Below are 16,856 nucleotides of genomic sequence, written 5' to 3' on the forward strand. Positions count from 1 at the left end.
TAGCATCATGAGTGCGTCGGGGCGAACCGGGCGGCCAGAAGCTCCTCAAGCGTTTCGAGACGATCGGCCTCTCCGGCCGGCTTGTCCCACCGGATGCGGTGGATGCGCGGAAAGCGCATGGCGATGCCGGATTTGTGGCGCGCCGATTTCTGAAGGCCTTCGAACGCGATCTCGAGAACCAGGCCTGTCTCCGGGCCGGCCTCGACCGACCGCACCGGTCCGAACCGCTCGATCGTGTTGTCGCGCACGAACTTGTCGAGCTGCTTCAGCTCCGCATCGGTAAAGCCGAAATACGCCTTGCCGACCGGGACAAGGCCGGGGCCGTCCTCACCCTCGCGCCAGACGCCGAACGTGTAGTCGGAGTAGAAGCTGGAGCGCTTTCCGTGACCGCGCTGGGCATACATCATCACAGCATCGACCAGGAACGGGTCCCGTTTCCACTTGAACCACGGCCCCTTGGGGCGGCCCGGCACGTACTCGCTGTCCAGCCGCTTGAGCATCACACCTTCCGCGACTGCGTCGGGGGGATCGGAGCGCAGCGCGTCGAGTGCGTCCCAGCTGGAGACCGGAACAAGTTCGGAAATGTCGAAGCGATCAGAGGGGATGGTCTGGACGAAGCGTTCCAGACGGGCGCGGCGCTCGCGGAGCGGAAGGCGGCGAAGATCTTCCGTCCCGTCGATTAGCAAATCATAGGCCCGGATGAAAGCGGGGTAGCGCTCCATCATCCTGGCCGAGACGGTCTTGCGGTTGAGGCGCTGCTGGAGGTCGGAAAAGGGCGCGAGCCCGCCCGACCCGTCCCGGACGAGGAGCTCGCCGTCGATGGCGCCGTCAAATTCGAGGGCGGCCAGGATATCGGGAAAGGCGTGCGAGATGTCGTCGCCGGTCCTTGTGTAGAGCCGGCGAACGCCCTCCTCGGCGACCGCCTGAATGCGGATGCCGTCCCATTTCCATTCCGCGGCGTAGTCTTCCGGGTCGTAGCTGCCGAGGACATCGAGAGTCGCCGCCGTGGCCAGCATCACCGGGCGGAAGGGCGCCTTCGCCGCGCTGACCGGCTTGTCTGCCCGACCGTCAAGCCAGGCGAAAAGGGTCTCGTAAGGCGGCTCGAGCCCGTGCCAGAGTTCCTCGATCTCGGTAATGTCCCTGCCGCCATACTGGGCCAGCGCAGCCTTGGCCAGCCGGGCCGAAACACCGATGCGCAGGCCGCCGGTCACCAGCTTGAGCAGTGCCCAGCGCCCGGTGGCGTCCAGCGCGTCGAGCCAGTCCTGAACCAGCTCGGGGGCCTCGGCCCGGCTCGCGGCCGTCAGCGCCTCGACGACCTCCGTCAGCTCCGGTGTCCGGTTCGCTCCGTGGCGGGCAGGCCACAACAGGGCCGTGGTTTCAGCGAGATCGCCGACATAATCGTAGGACAGCTCGAACAGGACCGGATCGCAGCGCCGGGACACCAGTTCGCGGATCATGGCGGGCTTGGCTCTCTTGAATTCCAGATCGCGCGTGATCGCCGCAAGGGCAAAACCCCTGTCCGGATCGGGGGTTACAGAGAAATACTCCGTCAGAAGACGAATCTTGGCGTTTCGCGCGGGGCTTAAAGACAGCCGGTCAAGAAGTCGGGCAAAGCGTTGCATTCCTTGCGATATAGGGAGTGTTCGCGCCGGTTTCCCGCACCGCTCTGCCTGAAAGGCATTGGCGATAAGGCTTTTGGTTTCGCGCCACCCGGTTTAATCGTGGGTGAGTGATAATCATTCGCCACGGGAGGGGAACCATGGCCAACGAGAACACGGCTGAGACCGTCGAGCACCAGAAGGGCATTCTGGGACTCATCGAACGGGCGGGGAACCGGCTTCCGGACCCGGTCTTCATCTTTCTCTACCTCATCATCGTCATGGCCGTGGTCTCCCAGGTTACGGCCTGGCTCGGCCTTGCGGTTGACCATCCCACGCGTGTGGCGCCGGATGGCGGACCCGCGCAAGTCGAGGCGATCAGCGTGTTCAGCGCCGCGGCGCTGCAGCACCTGCTGGTCGAGATGCCTGAAATCTTCACCGGCTTCCACCCGCTCGGCTATGTGCTGGTGGTGATGCTGGGCGCAGGCGTGGCCGAACGCGCCGGACTGTTCGGGACCGCGATGCGCGCGAGCGTGCGCAATGCGCCGGCTCTCTTGCTGACACCCGCCGTGGCCTTGATCGCGATGATCGGCAACCTGGCCGCCGACGCGGCCTATGTGGTGCTGATCCCGCTGGCCGGGGTGATCTTCGCGGCTGCGGGCCGTCACCCGATTGCCGGCATTACCGCGGCGTTCGCCGGGGTGTCGGGCGGCTTTTCCGCCAACCTCTTCCCGGGCCAGCTCGACGCATTGCTCTTCGGGATTACGGAAGAGGCCGTGATCCAGCTCGCTCCCGACTGGACGATGAATATCGCCGGGAACTGGTATTTCATCATGGCGATGACGTTCGTCTTCCTGCCCGTCATCTGGTTCGTCACCGACCGCATCATCGAGCCGCGTCTGGGCCGGTGGACGGGCGGGGCGACCCCTGGCGACGTTGACGACGCCGATGACGATCCCAGCGCGCCGCTGACCGATCGACAGAAGGCCGGACTGCGCAACGCGCTGGTGGCGATCATCGCGGTCGTGGCGCTGTGGCTGGTGCTGACCATCGACTTCGTGGCGCTGGTCACGGGCGGAGCCGCGTCGATGTATGGCGGGGATGTGCCTCTGCTCAACGAAGACCCCACGCTCTCCCTGACCCAGCAGCTCGTGCCCTTCTTCTCTTCGCTGGTGGCCGGATTCATGATCCTGTTCATCCTGGCGGGCTGGGCCTACGGCGCGACAGCCGGGACGATCAAGAACCACCGCGATGTCGTGGAAATGATGGCCGGCGCCATGAAGGACATGGGCTATTATCTCGTGCTGGCGTTCTTCGCAGCGTATTTCGTCGAGATGTTCAACCTGTCCCAGCTCGGCCTGATATCGGCGGTGAACGGCGCGGATGCCATTCGCGACTCCGGCCTGCCGCTGCCGCTCGTGCTGGGCCTGCTCGTGCTGTTTACCGGGGTGCTGAACCTGTTCGTGGGGTCAGCCAGCGCCAAGTGGGCGCTGCTCGCGCCGGTGCTGGTGCCGATGCTGATGCTGCTGAGCGTCAGCCCGGAAATGGCGACGGCCGCCTATCGCGTCGGCGACGGGGCCACCAACATCATCACGCCGCTGATGGTCTACTTCCCGCTGGTCCTCGTGTTTGCGCGCCGCTGGGTGCCATCGTTCGGCCTGGGCTCGCTGACGGCATCCATGGTGCCCTATTCGATGTGGCTGCTGATCTCGGGCATCCTGATGACGATTATCTGGGTGTATCTGGGCCTGCCGCTCGGCCCCGGGGCCAGCGTCGCCTACGAGCTGCCACAGGGCATGTAGCCTCGAGGCTCGCCTTCAATCTCGAACCGGAACGCCCCGCCAGTGCGGGGCGTTTCCGTGTCGCGCGATGAGAAGGAGATACCCATGCCCGCAAAATCTGCTGCCCAACAGAAAGCTGCCGGTGCCGCACTCTCGGCCAAGCGCGGCGAGACGGAGCCCGACGAGCTCAAGGGCGCCGCAAAATCGATGTATGACAGCATGTCGGAAGACGAGCTTGAGGACATGGCCGACGCGTCCCGCAAGGGCAAGGACGAGCACAATTCGAAAGATTGAAGACTCGGCCCAGCCATCTGTCATTAAAAAAGCCCGGCACGCGCGTGCCGGGCTTTTTGTCTGAAGACGCAGGAAATCTGTCTAGATGCTGGTCAGCCAGGACGGCTTGACATAATCGAGCCCGAGATCGTCGGCGACCGGCTTGTAGGCGACCTTGCCGGCATCGACGTTCAGACCGTGGGCGAGCAGCGGATCATCGTTGAGCGCCTTGCGGGTGCCCTTGTCGGCCAGCGCGCGCATGAAGGGCAGCGTCGCGTTGGTCAGCGCCAGGGTCGAGGTGCGCGCCACGGCACCGGGCATGTTCGCCACGCAGTAGTGAACTACCCCGTCCACGATGTAGGTCGGGTCGTCGTGAGTGGTGGCCCTGGAGGTCTCGAAACAGCCGCCTTGGTCGATCGCGATATCGACAAGCACCGAGCCCTCTTTCATGGTCTTGACCATGTCGTGCGTCACCAGCTTGGGTGCGGCGGCGCCGGGCACCAGCACCGCGCCGATCACGACATCGGCTTCCTTCACAGCGTCGTCCAGAGCCGCTTTTGTCGAGAAACGCGTGCTGATGGTGCCACGGAAGAGGGAATCGAGCTCGGCCATCTTCGAGATGGAGCGATCGAACACCGTCACATCCGCGCGCATGCCGACGGCCATCTCCGCCGCGTGGCTGCCGGAAACGCCGCCGCCGAGGATCATGACCTTCGCCGGGCCCACACCCGGCACGCCGCCCAGCAGCATGCCGCGTCCGCCATTGGACTTCTGCAACGCAGCGGCCGCCACCTGGACCGACATCCGGCCCGCGACTTCCGACATCGGACGCAGAAGGGGCAGGCGGCCTTCACGATCTTCGACCGTCTCGTAGGCGATCGCCGTGCAGCCGGACTCCATCAGACCCTGTGTCTGGCGGGGGTCGGGAGCCAGGTGCAGATAGGTGAACAGGGTGTGGTGCTCTTTCAGTCGCGGATACTCGACGGGCTGAGGCTCCTTCACCTTGACGATGAGTTCTCCCTTTTCAAACACCGCATCGGCGTCGGGAAGAATGGTCGCGCCGACCCGCTCGTAATCGTCGTCGTAGAAGCCGACACCGTCGCCTGCGGTGGACTGGACGAAGACCTCATGGCCTGCCGAGATGAGCTCTGCAGCGCCGTTCGGCGTCAGGCCGACACGGTATTCGTGAACCTTGATTTCCTTGGGGACCCCGATGCGCATGGCACGCTCCTGTGGCTGTAACGGGCCATCTCGGGCACCGTCTGAAAAATCGGCGAGACCGTATTTCGGACAAAGAAACTTCGCAAGAGGCTTCAAAAATACGCAAAATTGCACGATTTAGTGCTAAATAATCGAAGAAAATTCTGTTTACGTCCGGCTTTTTGATCCATGTTGGCGCAGTCTTCGAAAACGGGCTTGCCGGGAGGTCGTGCCATGCGCCTTGATACTGTCGATCACGCCATTCTTGGCGTTCTCCAGGAGGAAGGCCGCTTGTCGAATGCGGACCTGGCCGAGCGTGTCGGGCTGTCGGCGTCAGCCTGCCACCGCCGGGTACGTATGCTGGAATCCAGCGGCGTGATTTCGAACTACGTCGCTTTGCTCGAGCCGGAAGCGGTCGGCCGGCGGCTGATGGTCGTGGCCTTCGTGACCCTGGAGAACCAGAGGCGCGAGACCATGGAGTCGTTCGAGGCTGCAGTGGCCGACATAAAAGAGGTGATGGAGTGTTCGCTGATGGCCGGGGCGGAGGATTATATCCTGCGCATCATGGTGCGGGACGCGCGAGACTATGAGCGCGTGCATCGCGAACGCCTGTCCGGCTTGCCCGGTGTCGCACGCCTGGTGTCCAACATGGTGTTGCGCCGGGTGTTCGCGCGGACGGCGTTGCCACTGGGATAAAGGCACAGCGCCGCACGCTGCCAACACGGGTTGGTTTGGTCCGGTTAACAGGTAAAAATACCGTCGGCTTTTTCAGACAGGGATACGAGGACGCCGAACGCATGACGCCTGAGCCTTCGCTATCGGAGCTGCCCGACGGGATTTCCCAGTCGGTGCTCGGCCAGCTCCCTGTCTCTCTCGTGGTGACAGACCCACGACAAGATGACAACCCGATCATTTACGTCAATGGCGCCTTCGAGCGGACCACCGGCTATGCACCCGAAGATGTGATCGGTGAGAATTGCCGCTTTCTGCAGGGCGAAAACACCGACCCTGACGACGTGCATTGCCTGCGCGACGCGATCGTACGCAAACAGGAAGCCGCGGTCGATATCGTCAACTACCGCAAGAATGGCGAGGCCTTTCTGAACCGGCTGATCATCACGCCGGTCTTCGACCGGGACGGTGAGCTGATCTATTTCATCGGCTTCCAGTACGAACACCGCGATCAGAAAACCTACATGGATCGCGCGCGCGAACTGGATTCGCGGCTGCGCGAAATCCAGCACCGGGTGAAGAACCATTTGTCGATGATCGTCTCGTTGATCCGCATTCAGGCAAGCCGTCTTGAACCGCAGGCCGCCGCAGCGATGCTCGCCCAGCGGGTCGAGACGATCGGGCTGCTCTATGAGCAGGTCGACGCGGCGCGCAAGTCCGAGGCCCAGACCATCGATCTGCAAGTCTATCTCGAGCAGGTCTGCAAAGCGCTCAGCGGGCTGTCCAACGAGGTCGATGTCGAACTCGATGTCACCGGCACCGATGTCGTCTATCCGGTTGAGGATGCCGCGCGGCTGGGCCAGGTCGTCTCCGAGGTGCTGACCAATGCCCTGCAGCACGCCTTTGCCGGCATCGATGGCAGGGACAAGAAGGTTTCGGTTGAACTCGTTACGTCGAAGGATCAGCTTGAACTCGTCGTCAGCGACAATGGCAAGGGGCTTGGCGAGGCCGAGTGGCCGAACGGAAGCGGCCTGGGCGGCCATATCGTGAAAGACCTGGTCGCTCGCCTTGATGGCGAAATGACGATAGACAGCGGCGACTGGGGCACGGTGATCAAGCTCCGCTTTCCCTATTCCAGCTAGACAGGGCGCCTACCGCCATGACCGATGACCGCTATGCCGGGCTGGATCAGCTCGGATCGAAGACCGACGCCCCGACGCGGCCCGAAGATGCGAGGCTGGAGCGCGTGGAGAACCCGGCGTCGGAAACCGACTACCTTGTCCGCTTCGCGGCCCCTGAATTTACCTCGCTCTGCCCGGTGACTGGCCAGCCCGACTTTGCCCACCTTGTGATCGACTACGCTCCGGACCAATGGATCGTCGAATCCAAGTCGCTGAAGCTTTTCCTCCAGAGTTTCCGCAATCACGGTGCCTTCCACGAGGCGTGCACGCTGATGATCGGCCAGCGCATCGTGGACGAGTGTGCGCCCAAATGGCTGCGCATCGGAGGATACTGGTACCCGCGCGGCGGAATCCCCATCGACGTCTTTGCTCAGTGGGGCGAGGCCCCGCAGGGACTCTGGGTGCCCGATCAGGGGGTTGCGCCCTATCGGGGCCGCGGGTGAACGACGCGTTCACCTCGTTGTCGCAGGCGTGAACGCGTCACTCTGACCGCATTCATGATCGGTGAGTCAGTTTGGAGATGTTCCGGCGCACAGGCGCGGGACAGGTTTCAAACGGAGGCACGATCTAACATGCTGAAACTTCTTCTCACCACCGGCCTGGTTGCTGTCGGGCTCGCCGGTGCGTCCAGCGCCGCCGAGGCGCAGGCCCGCAATCAAGTGCGGATCGATCAATCGGGCTATTCCAATGAAATCGCTGCGCGCATGGACGGGCACCGTCAGCGCCTGTCGATCTCCCAGCGCGGCGGATCCCACTATGTGCGGACCTATCAGGACGGTTCACGCAATGCGGTTGGCGTCGCTCAATCCGGCCGGGCGAACACCGCCTTCGCCGATCAGAACGGACGTCGCAATGAAGTGGTGATCGGTCAGGAAGGGCGGAATAACTGGGCCGACAGCGCCCAGCGCGGAACCAACAATATCGTTGGTGTCGCCCAGATCGGCGACGATCACACGGCCCGTACCACGCAGAGCGGATCGAACAACGCGCTCGGCGTCATCCAGGTTGGCGAAGGCCAGTATTCCGACGTGCGCCAGAGCGGCAGCGGGAATGTGACCCTGGTCCTCCAGGGCGGTCACTGATCCTGAGAGGCTGTCCCGGTCCGGCCGGGGCAGCCTGCCCGCCCTGCCATCAATTCAAGGAGATTCCCATGAACCCGATCAAGCTCGCATCCCTTGCTGCGTTGGTGCTGACCACCGCTTCAGCGCAGGCCAGCACGCCCCGGCTTCAGGCGCCAGACAGCCCCGGCGCCGGGTCGCCCTGCTGGCTGCAGGCGGAAACGACCGGACAGATGATGTCGCTGAGCGCGCACACCGCGCCGGGCGTCGCCGGTTACTGGACGCTCGCAGTCGAGCACCGCGACGGAGAAAGCCTCTCCGCCGAACAGTCAGGCTATGTCGACGGTTCTGGCGTGCGGGCGCGTCAGCTCTCCCGCGTACAATGGTCCCGCGGACCGGCCCGTCTGCCGGCACGAGACCACTCCGCGCGTATCGGCTTCGAGCCTTCGGGCGCCATCGCGGTCTCGTCGGGATTCGTCGAGACAGGCGGACGCGCACTGCCCGTCGATGCCGATCTCGAGCTGCGCGACGCGTCAGGACGGCTGCTGTGCCGGACGTCGCGCGTCTGGGTCCGGACCAGTCACTAGGATGACCAGCGTTCGATCCGGGGCGGCTGGCGCGGACGCTCGGCCGGATCTTCGGTGGCCGTACCAATATACATGAAGCCGGCCACGCGCTCATGCGGGCCGAGCTTCATGGCCTTGGCCACCGTCTCGTCATAGGCATACCATTCCGACAGCCATTGAGCGGCAAACCCCATCGCGCTGGCGCTGACGAGGATGTTGAAACAGACGGCGCCCGCGGAGAGAATCTGCTCCCATTCGGGTATCTTGTGATCGGGCGTTACCGAGGAGATGACCGCGACGACCAGCGGAGCCCTCAGAAATCGCTGCCGCTCGAACGTATAGCGATCCTCGGGCCCGCCCGGCTCGATCTCTCGCAGGCGCGCTTCCAGGATTTCGCCGAAACGCTCGCGCGCATCGCCTTCGAAGACCATGAAACGCCAGGGAAAAAGCTTGCCGTGATCGGGTGTGCGAGCCGCGAGCCGCAGCAGGGTGTTCAGCTGCTGCGGATCCGGTCCGGGACCGCCCATCAGCTTGGCAACCGTCGAGCGGCGCCGCGCGAGCAGGTCGAGCGTCTGGCGATTGGGATGGGCCGGCGCGACGGTTTGCGGGGCCTCGGGAAAATCGGGCGTATAGGTCTCGGACATAGCCGACTCCATTTATGGAATGCCGTTCAATTTTGACGGTCTGGGCTTTGCCCCGCTATATCAGAAGACCGCCTGCGAGGGACAAGTGCAAAGCACCCGCGCGTCTCGTCCTGTCCAGGTTACCCGCGATCGAGAGCTTCATGAGCGCAGATACGACCGATCTTGATTCCGACCTCAGCCCGGCGGCTCGGCGCCGCCTGAAGGTGCGCGATTCCATCATCGCCGCCGCAGAGGAAATCTTTGCCGAAGAAGGCGAGGCCGGCCTTTCCATGCGCCGGATCGCCGAGCGCATCGATTACTCTCCGGCAGCGCTCTACAAGTATTTCGAGTCCAAGGACGCGTTGTGCGACGAGATTCGCGAGCAATTCTTCGAGCGGCTGCTGGGACGTCTGCGCGCCGTGACCGAGACGATCTCGGAAGGGCCCAGACTGTCTGAAGACTGCCTTCGGGCCTACGTCCAGACCGGTCTCGAACAGCCCAGTCACTACCGGCTCGCCTTTTCCGGCATCATTCGGCACGAACAGCTGCGCGCGGACAGTTTCGCGTTTGCTGCTGCCACCCATCTCGAGGACCGCATTCGCGAGAGCATGGATGCCGGCTGGTTCGAGTCCGGCGACAGCGCGCTTGCGGCATCGTCCGTCTGGGCCTTGTCCCACGGCATCACGATGCTGGCGGTCACCATTCCCGAATACCCCCAGTCCAAGCCCGGTTCGGGGCATTTGACACTCGACGATGTGATCGCTTTCGAAGCAAAGATATTGCTGAAGGGCCTGGCCACCGAAAAGCTGCGCCAGCGTCTCGCAGAAAAACAAGAAAAGTAAACGCTGTTCACTTTTCAAACGTCGTATAGCGAGATACAACCCTTTCGTGATGGAAGAAGGGTTGCCCCATGCGCGGTAGACGGTTCGGCCTGTCCAATTTCGCCTTAAGCGTTCTCGCTGCAGCGCTTTTCCTCGTCGCGCTGGTCGTGGCCGTGACGTCATTGCGCAGCTTCGGCGCCGACGCGGACGGCGGAGGGGGGGGACAACCCGCCGCTTCCCGTTCCCACCCTGACGGTGTCTTATACCACCGAAACGGCAATCCAGACACGCTTTTCCGGCTTGGTCACCGCGCGGCGCGAAAGCGCGCTCGGTTTCGATATGCCGGGCAGGATCGCCGAAATCGGCGTCGATGTGGGCGACCGGGTTGCGCCCGGCGACATCCTGGCGCGGCTCGACACGCGTGCGCTCGAGGCGAACCTGGCCGCGGCACGCGCCGATGCACGGGCCGCGCGGGCCAGCGCCGATCTGGCCCAGACCACCTATCAACGCCAGCAGACTCTCGTGGACCAGGGCCATGTCTCCCGGCAGCGGCTCGATGAAGCCCAGTCGAGCGCGCAGGCGGCGCGCGCGCAGGCAGATGCGGCGGACGCGGCGGCCGAGGTACTGGAAGTCCAGATCGATCTGGCCCGGCTTGACGCGCCCTATGCCGGCGTCATCACTTCGCGTGCCTTCGACGAGGGCGCGGTCGCGCCGGCCGGACAGCCTGTGCTGACTCTGGTGGAAGAAGAGGGACGGGAGCTGCGTATCGGCCTGCCGGCCGGTGAAGCGGCGAGGCTTGAGACCGGGACGCTGTATCCGGTGCTGGCAGACGGCACGCAATATCAGGCGCGCGTGATTGCCGTGACGGGCATTATTGACCGGCAAAGCCGGTCGGTCACGGCGGTGTTGCGCTTTGAAGAAGGCGCACCGGCCTCCGGCGCCGTGGCGCGTCTGGTGCTCGAAACCGGGCTGGATGAGCGCGGCTTCTGGGCGCCCGTGACGGCGCTCGCAGAGGGGCGCCGGGGCCTCTGGTCGGTTTATGTTCTGAGCGGTGACGGGCCTTACACGCTGGAACCGCGGCCGGTTGAGATCCTGCATACAGAGGAGGATCGGGTCTATCTTCGCGGTGCGGTGGAGGAGGGCGCGCTTGTGCTGTCCGCCGGCCTGCAGCGCGTGACACCGGGTCAGGGCGTGGTGCCTGCCGGGCAGGGCACCTAGAGATGGCGACGCTCTTCTACCGCTTCCCGCGCCTGACCGGCCTGATGCTCTTCCTGATCGTGGCGGCAGGCATGGCATCGCTGGCGACCATGGGCCGCCAGGAAGACCCCACGCTGGTCGAGCGCTTCGGACGGGTCGTGACGGTCTACCCGGGTGCCGATGCCCGCCGGGTCGAGGCGCTGGTCACCGAACCGATCGAGGAAGCCTTGCTGCAGCTGGAGGAGATCGATGAGATCGACTCCATTTCACGCGCAAATATCTCAATAATTTCAGTCGCCTTGCGCGAGGATCTGAGCGAGGACCGGGTCGAGCAGGCCTGGACGAAAGTGCGCGACCAGGTCGCCTCGGCGGAGCCGGGCCTGCCCGAGACCGTGCAGGCGAGCGAGGTCGTGCGCCAGTATATGGGCGCGGCCACGCTGATCGTCGCTTTGAGCTGGCCGGAGGAGGCTGGCGCCGGATATGGCGCTCTGTCCCGGTTGGCCCGCGACCTTTCCGACCGGCTCCGAAATGTCCAAGGCACTGAAGAAGTAGAGATTTTTGGCGCGCCGCAGGAAGAGGTCCGGGTCATCCTCGATACCGATGCCGCAGCGGCGCTGGGCGTCAGCGCGCGCGATGTCGCCGCCGTGCTGGCCGCGTCCGATGCCAAGGCGCCGGCTGGCCGAATTGAAGGCCAAGGCCTTGATCTAACGGTCGAAGTCCGCGGCAGCTTCGACACGCTGGACCGGGTGCGGGCCGTGCCGCTGCGCGGGGTGTCGGGCGACGGGCTGGTGCGTATCGGCGACATTGCGCGGGTGGAGCGCGGGCTTCAAGACCCTTTAGAAACAGAGGCCTGGATCGATGGGAGCCGCTCGATTCTCGTGGCGGCCTACCTGGAACCCGAGCTTCAGGTCGACAGCTGGGACGTGCGGGCGCAGGCGGCGGTGCAGGCCTTTGCCGACGCGACGCCGGGCCCCGAGGTCGAGATCGTCTTCGCCCAGTCCGACTATGTCACCAAGCGCTTGTTCGGACTGGCACAAAACCTGTTTTTCTCGGCCCTGATCGTGTTCGCGGTGCTGTTTCTGATGATGGGCTGGCGCTCGGCGCTGATCGTGGGATCGGCCTTGCCGCTGACGGTTCTGCTCTGCCTTTTTCTGATTAATACGTACGGAGAACCGCTACACCAAATGTCCGTGACAGGGCTAGTTGTTGCACTTGGGTTGCTAATCGACAACGCCATTGTGGTCGTTGACGACTATCGGCTGTTACGGGCCCGAGGTTATGAGCGACTGCCTGCCGTGGATAAAGCGGCCAAGAGTCTGTTCGGCCCGCTGCTCGCCTCGACGCTCACGACGATCTTCGCATTCGCCCCGATCGCGCTCATGCCGGGGGTGGCCGGCGAGTTCATCTCGATGATCGGCATCTCGGTGATCTTCGCGGTCGCGAGCTCCTTCATTCTGGCATTCACCGTCATTCTCGCGCTGGCCGCCTGGTTCGACGACGGGCGGGCCGGGGAGGCGGGCGCGCCCTTCTGGCGCGATGGTCTTCGTACGCCGATCCTGGCCCGCGGCTACCGCAAGGTGCTCGATGCGGTGACCGCCCAGCCGATGCTGGGCCTGGCGCTCGGCATCCTGCTGCCCATTGCCGGGATCGCGGCCGCCACCACGCTTCCGAGCCAGTTCTTCCCGCAGACCGAGCGCGACATGTTCCAGCTGCGCATGACCCTGCCGCCGGCCAGCTCTCTGGAAGCGACCCGGAACCGCACCGCCGAGGCGACCGCCATGCTGATGGCCGAGGACGGCGTCGAGCAGGTCGGCTGGGTTCTGGGAGAGAGCGCGCCGCGGGTCTATTACAACATGGTGGGCGGGCAATCGGGACGGCCGAACTATGCGGCCGGTTTCGTACGCACGCGCGATGCGGAGACCACGCGCCGCGTGGTCAGCGCTTTTCAGAGCGAGGCACGCGAAGCGTTTCCCGATACGCAATTCCTGGCTTTGCCGTTCGAGCAGGGTCCGCCCACCCCGGCGCCGATAGAGCTGGAACTGGTGGGACCGGAACTGGAAACCCTGAACCGCCTGGCCGACGAGATCCGCGGCGTGCTCTCCAGCGTGCCGGACGTGACCTACACAGAGGCTCAGCTTCTGCCCGGCGAACCGGTGGTGCGCCTGGACGCCGACGAGGCTTCGGCGAGCCTGGCCGGCCTGCGCCTGTCCGATCTGTCGGCCCGGCTCAGTGCCGAGTTCAGCGGGGCGCTCGGCGGCAGCGTCCTGGAAGGCGTGCAGGAATTACCCGTTCGGGTGATCGCACCGGAGGACCGGCGAAATTCGGTGGGCCGGATCGCGCCTGCACCGCTGAGCCTGACACCGGGCAGTGGCCTCGGCTCGACGCCGGTCGGCAGCCTGGGCCCGGTCACGCTGGAACCCCAGATTTCCGCGATCTACCGGGTCGATGGCGAGCGCGCCAACTCGGTGCGCGGATTCCTGCTGCCCTTCACTTTGCCCGCGCCGGTTCTGGCTGAGTTCATGGAGCGGCTGGACGCCGCAGAGATAGACCTGCCGCCGGGCTACCGGCTGATCGTCGGCGGCGAGGCGGAAAGCCAGGGCGAGGCGATGGCGAATCTGATGTCGACCGCCATTCCGCTCCTGATCCTGATGGTCGGCGCGGTGGTGCTCGCCTTCAATTCCTTCCGCTACGCGGGAATCGTCTTTGCGACCGGCGCCTTGTCGGTGGGCCTCGCCATGTTCGGCGTCTGGCTGTTCGGCACGCCGCTCGGCTTCAACGCCATTGTCGGGTCGATGGGCCTGGTCGGGTTGTCGATCAACGGCACGATCGTCGTCCTGTCCGCGCTGAAGGCCAACGAGGCAGCCCGTGCCGGGGACCGGGACGCGATTCGCGAGACCGTGATGGATGCCACCCGTCATATCCTGGCCACGACGCTGACCACCATTGGCGGGTTCGCGCCACTGCTGATCGAGGGCGATGCCTTCTGGCTGCCCTTCGCAGCCGCGGTGGCCGGCGGGGTGGGCGGATCGGCCATACTGGCGCTGATCTTTGCACCGTCCGCCTTTGTGCTGCTGGTGCGATTGTCCGGGGAGGCCCGGTTGCATCGCGAACCGGCACCGGCCTAACTGCGCCGGAACGGCGCGGCAGGCGAAAGGACAACCGGCAATGATCAGGCAACGGCGCGGACCCTGGGGCATCCTCTCCGAACGGACGGCCTACGAGAATCCGTGGATCTCGGTGACCGAATACGACGTGATCCAGCCAGACGGCACGCCGGGCGTCTATGGCGTGATGAGCCCGCGCAACTTCGCGATCGGCGTCCTGCCGATCTTCGAGGACGGCACCACGCTGCTGGTCGGCCAGCACCGGTTCACCCTGGACAGCCATTCATGGGAATTGCCCGAGGGCGGCGGACCGAAGACTGACGATCCGCTGGTCAGCGCACAGCGCGAGCTCGCCGAGGAAACCGGATACCGCGCTGAGCATTGGTCGCTGTTTCTGGAGATGGACCTGTCCAATTCGGTCACTGACGAGCAGGCCTTCGCCTTTCTGGCCTGGGGGCTGAGCGCGGGCGAGACGGCGCTGGAGGCCAGCGAGGCCGATCTCAAGAGCCGGCGTGTTAGCTTTGATGAAGCGCTGCATCTTGCGATGACCGGCGAGATTCGTGATGCCTTTACGGTCGCAATGCTGGCCAAGGCTGACTACATGCGCCGAAGAGAGAGTTTACCCGCACCTGTTTTGCGGGCACTCACATGACCGCCCCGGCGTGAAAAGAGCAGGAGACTGGGTGATGAGCGCGGACGACAGGGTCGACAACCTCGCAGAGGATCACGGAATTCGCACGCCCGCGCCGCGCGGCAAGGAAGCGGTCAGGCTCGCCTGGTCGCGGCTTCGCGTCGAAGCGGCCAGTGCCGCAGCCGAAGAGCCGATGCTGGCGAGCTTCGTCAACGCCGCCATCCTGCGCCATGACGGCTTCAAGGACGCGCTGGCGCACCGCATCGCCGCGAAGCTGGAAGATGCCCAGCTGGACTCCCTCGTCATCAACGATGTCGTGCATGAAAGCCTGCGCTCGGACCCGACCATCGCCGAATTCGCCGCCGCCGACATGCTGGCCATTGCCGAGCGCGACCCGGCCTGCCGGTCGCTGCTGCAGCCTTTCCTGTATTTCAAGGGCTTTCACGCCACGCAGAGCCACCGCATCGCCCACTGGCTGTGGGGGCAGGGACGCGAGACGCTCGCCTTCCATCTGCAAAGCCGGATCTCGGAGCGGTTCGGGCTGGACATCCACCCCGCCGCCCGCATCGGCCAGGGCCTGATGATCGACCATGCGACCGGCGTCGTGATCGGTGAAACCGCCGTGATCGGCGACGATGTCTCCATCCTGCACGAGGTCACGCTGGGCGGGACCGGCGCGGCGGGCATCGAGCGTCACCCCAAGATCGGCAATGGCGTCCTGATCGGCGCGGGCGCGAAAATCCTCGGCAATATCACCGTGGGCGACGAGGCGCGTATTGCTGCCGGGTCTGTGGTGCTGAAGCCTGTCCAGGCGCGCTGCACGGTCGCCGGTGTTCCGGCCCGCCCGGTCGGCGGCCCCTGTGTCGAGCCCGCCAAGCGCATGGACCAGACCCTGGACGAGGGGAAGTAGGACTTGGGGTGGTCTAAGCGAGACAGAGCCGAATATCCGCAATAGGCTCTCATGCGGTAAGTTCACAGCGGCGTTAGTGTTGGCATGTCTCGAAGCTATTGGATCGCAGGAGTTGCGTTTGTAGTTTTTATGGGCGCCATCGCAATTTGGGCTTTCACAAGTTCATGGCGATATTACCATGAAAATCGCGCCGCCCAGGAAGGCGCAGCCAACCAATATGCATATTACGCCGACGCCAATGACATATGCAGCGCAATCGAAGCCGATAGCGCGCGCTTGTCCTGCATTGCTGAGCAGATAGAAGCCCGTCACAATCGAGAGCACGCCGAAAGCGATCTTCAGGCCCAGCTCGATATGTCGAGTTGGACTTATGCGATTTTGTGGGTCGGCGTGATTGGGATCATCGTCAGCGTTGGCGGCGTTGCTCTGATCTTTGAAACGCTGCGGGAAACGCGCGCTATGTCGCGCGTCACCAGCGAAACGCTCGACGAAACGCGGCTCGCCAACCGACAAACGCTCCGCGCTTACATATCCCTTCGCTTTTCCGACATCGTCCACCCAACCACGGATAAGCCAGGGCAATTTGTTATTCTTATTGAGAACCACGGCCAAACCCCATGCTTCGTTAAGAGAGTTATTTGCCGCTACCGTGTTTTTGAGGCTGGGGAAGCCGTCAAAATTACCCTCACCGAAGAGAGCAGCCCCGCTACCAAGCAAGGCGTTGTCTTCCCCGGCCAAGTCGAGCGAATAAATATGGCCGCGACGTTTGGCAGAAAATCTGCCTCCATTGTGCAGAACGGCGGTTCGGCGCACGTAGCTGGCATTCTCATCTATCACGACATTTTTGGCATCACCCGTCGCACGATCTTTCACAACATGTGTGATGCTATTGGGCCAGACGGAATGTCTGTAAATTTCGGCCCCTACAAAAAGCACAATCGAGCCAGCTAGGGCTACGAGCAGCTTAATTATCATTCCGCTTCCCGAAGGCCCGTAGCATGCTTGGTTTGCTTGCTACATAAGGCCGGTAGGGCGCGTGCCCCCTCAGTCGGCTTCACCGACAGCTCCCCCGCAAGCAGGGGAGCAAACCGGCGTCTGCGCTTTGGCGATGAACGTCTGTGCTTTGGCGATTATTCTGCGTTCTCTGCGATGTCCTCCCCCGTTTACGGGGGAGGTGTCCCGGAGGGACGGAGGGGGCGGGATCGTCGGGCCATGCCCCCTCAGTCACGGCCTGCGGCCGC

Annotated in this window: 17 protein-coding genes; 14 read left to right on the forward strand and 3 right to left on the reverse strand. The window is 64.1% G+C overall.

The features are described from left to right. Positions 1 to 5: 5 nt before the first annotated feature. Entirely contained in the window at positions 6 to 1,622 is a 1,617-nt protein-coding gene (locus tag PGP17_RS07335) for a cisplatin damage response ATP-dependent DNA ligase (RefSeq protein ID WP_270374808.1), read from the reverse strand. A gap of 137 nt (positions 1,623 to 1,759) precedes the next feature. Here PGP17_RS07335 and PGP17_RS07340 point away from each other — a divergent pair, with 137 nt between their 5' ends. Both PGP17_RS07340 and PGP17_RS07345 read left to right on the forward strand, forming a co-directional pair. After that, positions 1,760 to 3,400 (forward strand): AbgT family transporter, encoded by a 1,641-nt coding sequence (locus tag PGP17_RS07340; protein ID WP_135943294.1) that lies wholly within the window; start codon positions 1,760 to 1,762, stop codon positions 3,398 to 3,400. An 84-nt stretch (positions 3,401 to 3,484) separates the two neighbouring features. Next, on the forward strand, positions 3,485 to 3,673 hold the full coding sequence (locus tag PGP17_RS07345) for a DUF3008 family protein (protein WP_135943295.1): 189 nt from the start codon (positions 3,485 to 3,487) through the stop codon (positions 3,671 to 3,673). Between the two features lie 81 nt (positions 3,674 to 3,754). Here PGP17_RS07345 and ald read toward each other — a convergent pair whose 3' ends face one another. After that, positions 3,755 to 4,873 carry an alanine dehydrogenase gene (gene ald / locus PGP17_RS07350; RefSeq protein WP_270374809.1) on the reverse strand — a complete coding sequence of 373 codons (1,119 nt, stop codon included), beginning with the start codon at positions 4,871 to 4,873 and terminating at the stop codon, positions 3,755 to 3,757. A 213-nt stretch (positions 4,874 to 5,086) separates the two neighbouring features. Here ald and PGP17_RS07355 point away from each other — a divergent pair, with 213 nt between their 5' ends. The 5 genes from PGP17_RS07355 to PGP17_RS07375 all read left to right on the forward strand — a co-directional run bounded on the left by PGP17_RS07355 (position 5,087) and on the right by PGP17_RS07375 (position 8,350). Further along, entirely contained in the window at positions 5,087 to 5,548 is a 462-nt protein-coding gene (locus PGP17_RS07355; protein ID WP_135943297.1) for an Lrp/AsnC family transcriptional regulator, read from the forward strand. Positions 5,549 to 5,649: 101 nt separating this feature from the next. Beyond that, positions 5,650 to 6,666 carry a PAS domain-containing protein gene (locus PGP17_RS07360; protein WP_135943298.1) on the forward strand — a complete coding sequence of 339 codons (1,017 nt, stop codon included), beginning with the start codon at positions 5,650 to 5,652 and terminating at the stop codon, positions 6,664 to 6,666. Positions 6,667 to 6,683: 17 nt separating this feature from the next. Further along, complete coding sequence (gene queF, locus PGP17_RS07365; RefSeq protein ID WP_135943299.1) at positions 6,684 to 7,148, forward strand: preQ(1) synthase; 465 nt, start codon at positions 6,684 to 6,686, stop codon at positions 7,146 to 7,148. Between the two features lie 129 nt (positions 7,149 to 7,277). Then, the gene (locus PGP17_RS07370) at positions 7,278 to 7,787 is read left to right on the forward strand and encodes a curlin-associated protein (protein WP_135943300.1); all 510 of its coding nucleotides are present in this window, start codon (positions 7,278 to 7,280) and stop codon (positions 7,785 to 7,787) included. 68 nt (positions 7,788 to 7,855) lie between these two features. Continuing rightward, positions 7,856 to 8,350 carry a hypothetical protein gene (locus PGP17_RS07375; protein ID WP_135943301.1) on the forward strand — a complete coding sequence of 165 codons (495 nt, stop codon included), beginning with the start codon at positions 7,856 to 7,858 and terminating at the stop codon, positions 8,348 to 8,350. On the opposite strand, the gene PGP17_RS07380 is transcribed toward PGP17_RS07375, so the two are convergent. Further along, positions 8,347 to 8,973 carry a nitroreductase family protein gene (locus PGP17_RS07380; RefSeq protein ID WP_135943302.1) on the reverse strand — a complete coding sequence of 209 codons (627 nt, stop codon included), beginning with the start codon at positions 8,971 to 8,973 and terminating at the stop codon, positions 8,347 to 8,349. The two genes, PGP17_RS07375 and PGP17_RS07380, sit on opposite strands and share 4 nt — an antisense overlap. Positions 8,974 to 9,113: 140 nt before the next feature. Between PGP17_RS07380 and PGP17_RS07385 the strand changes: the two genes are divergently transcribed. From PGP17_RS07385 to PGP17_RS07410, 7 genes are all read left to right on the forward strand, one after another. Next, positions 9,114 to 9,794: a TetR/AcrR family transcriptional regulator gene (locus tag PGP17_RS07385; RefSeq protein WP_158291169.1), complete on the forward strand. Its 681-nt coding sequence runs from the start codon at positions 9,114 to 9,116 to the stop codon at positions 9,792 to 9,794. A gap of 234 nt (positions 9,795 to 10,028) precedes the next feature. Next, positions 10,029 to 10,991, forward strand: a complete 963-nt coding sequence (locus PGP17_RS07390) for an efflux RND transporter periplasmic adaptor subunit (protein WP_158291170.1) — start codon at positions 10,029 to 10,031, stop codon at positions 10,989 to 10,991. Positions 10,992 to 10,993: 2 nt separating this feature from the next. Continuing rightward, the gene (locus PGP17_RS07395) at positions 10,994 to 14,095 is read left to right on the forward strand and encodes an efflux RND transporter permease subunit (protein ID WP_270374810.1); all 3,102 of its coding nucleotides are present in this window, start codon (positions 10,994 to 10,996) and stop codon (positions 14,093 to 14,095) included. A 40-nt stretch (positions 14,096 to 14,135) separates the two neighbouring features. Then, on the forward strand, positions 14,136 to 14,726 hold the full coding sequence (locus PGP17_RS07400) for an NUDIX domain-containing protein (protein ID WP_135943306.1): 591 nt from the start codon (positions 14,136 to 14,138) through the stop codon (positions 14,724 to 14,726). 34 nt (positions 14,727 to 14,760) lie between these two features. Then, positions 14,761 to 15,615 (forward strand): serine O-acetyltransferase, encoded by an 855-nt coding sequence (gene cysE / locus PGP17_RS07405; protein ID WP_135943307.1) that lies wholly within the window; start codon positions 14,761 to 14,763, stop codon positions 15,613 to 15,615. Then, the gene (locus PGP17_RS14960; RefSeq protein ID WP_371872204.1) at positions 15,566 to 15,739 is read left to right on the forward strand and encodes a DUF6471 domain-containing protein; all 174 of its coding nucleotides are present in this window, start codon (positions 15,566 to 15,568) and stop codon (positions 15,737 to 15,739) included. Before cysE ends, PGP17_RS14960 begins: the two co-directional genes overlap by 50 nt. Continuing rightward, complete coding sequence (locus PGP17_RS07410; RefSeq protein ID WP_158291171.1) at positions 15,700 to 16,566, forward strand: hypothetical protein; 867 nt, start codon at positions 15,700 to 15,702, stop codon at positions 16,564 to 16,566. The genes PGP17_RS14960 and PGP17_RS07410 overlap by 40 nt, the downstream gene beginning before the upstream one ends. Positions 16,567 to 16,856: the final 290 nt, after the last annotated feature.

This window comes from Marinicauda sp. Alg238-R41 (assembly GCF_947331485.1).
Taxonomy (GTDB): domain Bacteria; phylum Pseudomonadota; class Alphaproteobacteria; order Caulobacterales; family Maricaulaceae; genus Marinicauda; species Marinicauda pacifica.

What these genes read in the sequence shown, in the direction of transcription:
- PGP17_RS07335 (WP_270374808.1), bottom strand. Translation starts at nt 1,622, where the DNA reads ATGCAACGCTTTGCCCGACTTCTTGACCGGCTGTCTTTAAGCCCCGCG.
- PGP17_RS07340 (WP_135943294.1), top strand. Translation starts at nt 1,760, where the DNA reads ATGGCCAACGAGAACACGGCTGAGACCGTCGAGCACCAGAAGGGCATT.
- PGP17_RS07345 (WP_135943295.1), top strand. Translation starts at nt 3,485, where the DNA reads ATGCCCGCAAAATCTGCTGCCCAACAGAAAGCTGCCGGTGCCGCACTC.
- ald (WP_270374809.1), bottom strand. Translation starts at nt 4,873, where the DNA reads ATGCGCATCGGGGTCCCCAAGGAAATCAAGGTTCACGAATACCGTGTC.
- PGP17_RS07355 (WP_135943297.1), top strand. Translation starts at nt 5,087, where the DNA reads ATGCGCCTTGATACTGTCGATCACGCCATTCTTGGCGTTCTCCAGGAG.
- PGP17_RS07360 (WP_135943298.1), top strand. Translation starts at nt 5,650, where the DNA reads ATGACGCCTGAGCCTTCGCTATCGGAGCTGCCCGACGGGATTTCCCAG.
- queF (WP_135943299.1), top strand. Translation starts at nt 6,684, where the DNA reads ATGACCGATGACCGCTATGCCGGGCTGGATCAGCTCGGATCGAAGACC.
- PGP17_RS07370 (WP_135943300.1), top strand. Translation starts at nt 7,278, where the DNA reads ATGCTGAAACTTCTTCTCACCACCGGCCTGGTTGCTGTCGGGCTCGCC.
- PGP17_RS07375 (WP_135943301.1), top strand. Translation starts at nt 7,856, where the DNA reads ATGAACCCGATCAAGCTCGCATCCCTTGCTGCGTTGGTGCTGACCACC.
- PGP17_RS07380 (WP_135943302.1), bottom strand. Translation starts at nt 8,973, where the DNA reads ATGTCCGAGACCTATACGCCCGATTTTCCCGAGGCCCCGCAAACCGTC.
- PGP17_RS07385 (WP_158291169.1), top strand. Translation starts at nt 9,114, where the DNA reads ATGAGCGCAGATACGACCGATCTTGATTCCGACCTCAGCCCGGCGGCT.
- PGP17_RS07395 (WP_270374810.1), top strand. Translation starts at nt 10,994, where the DNA reads ATGGCGACGCTCTTCTACCGCTTCCCGCGCCTGACCGGCCTGATGCTC.
- PGP17_RS07400 (WP_135943306.1), top strand. Translation starts at nt 14,136, where the DNA reads ATGATCAGGCAACGGCGCGGACCCTGGGGCATCCTCTCCGAACGGACG.
- cysE (WP_135943307.1), top strand. Translation starts at nt 14,761, where the DNA reads ATGAGCGCGGACGACAGGGTCGACAACCTCGCAGAGGATCACGGAATT.
- PGP17_RS07410 (WP_158291171.1), top strand. Translation starts at nt 15,700, where the DNA reads ATGTCTCGAAGCTATTGGATCGCAGGAGTTGCGTTTGTAGTTTTTATG.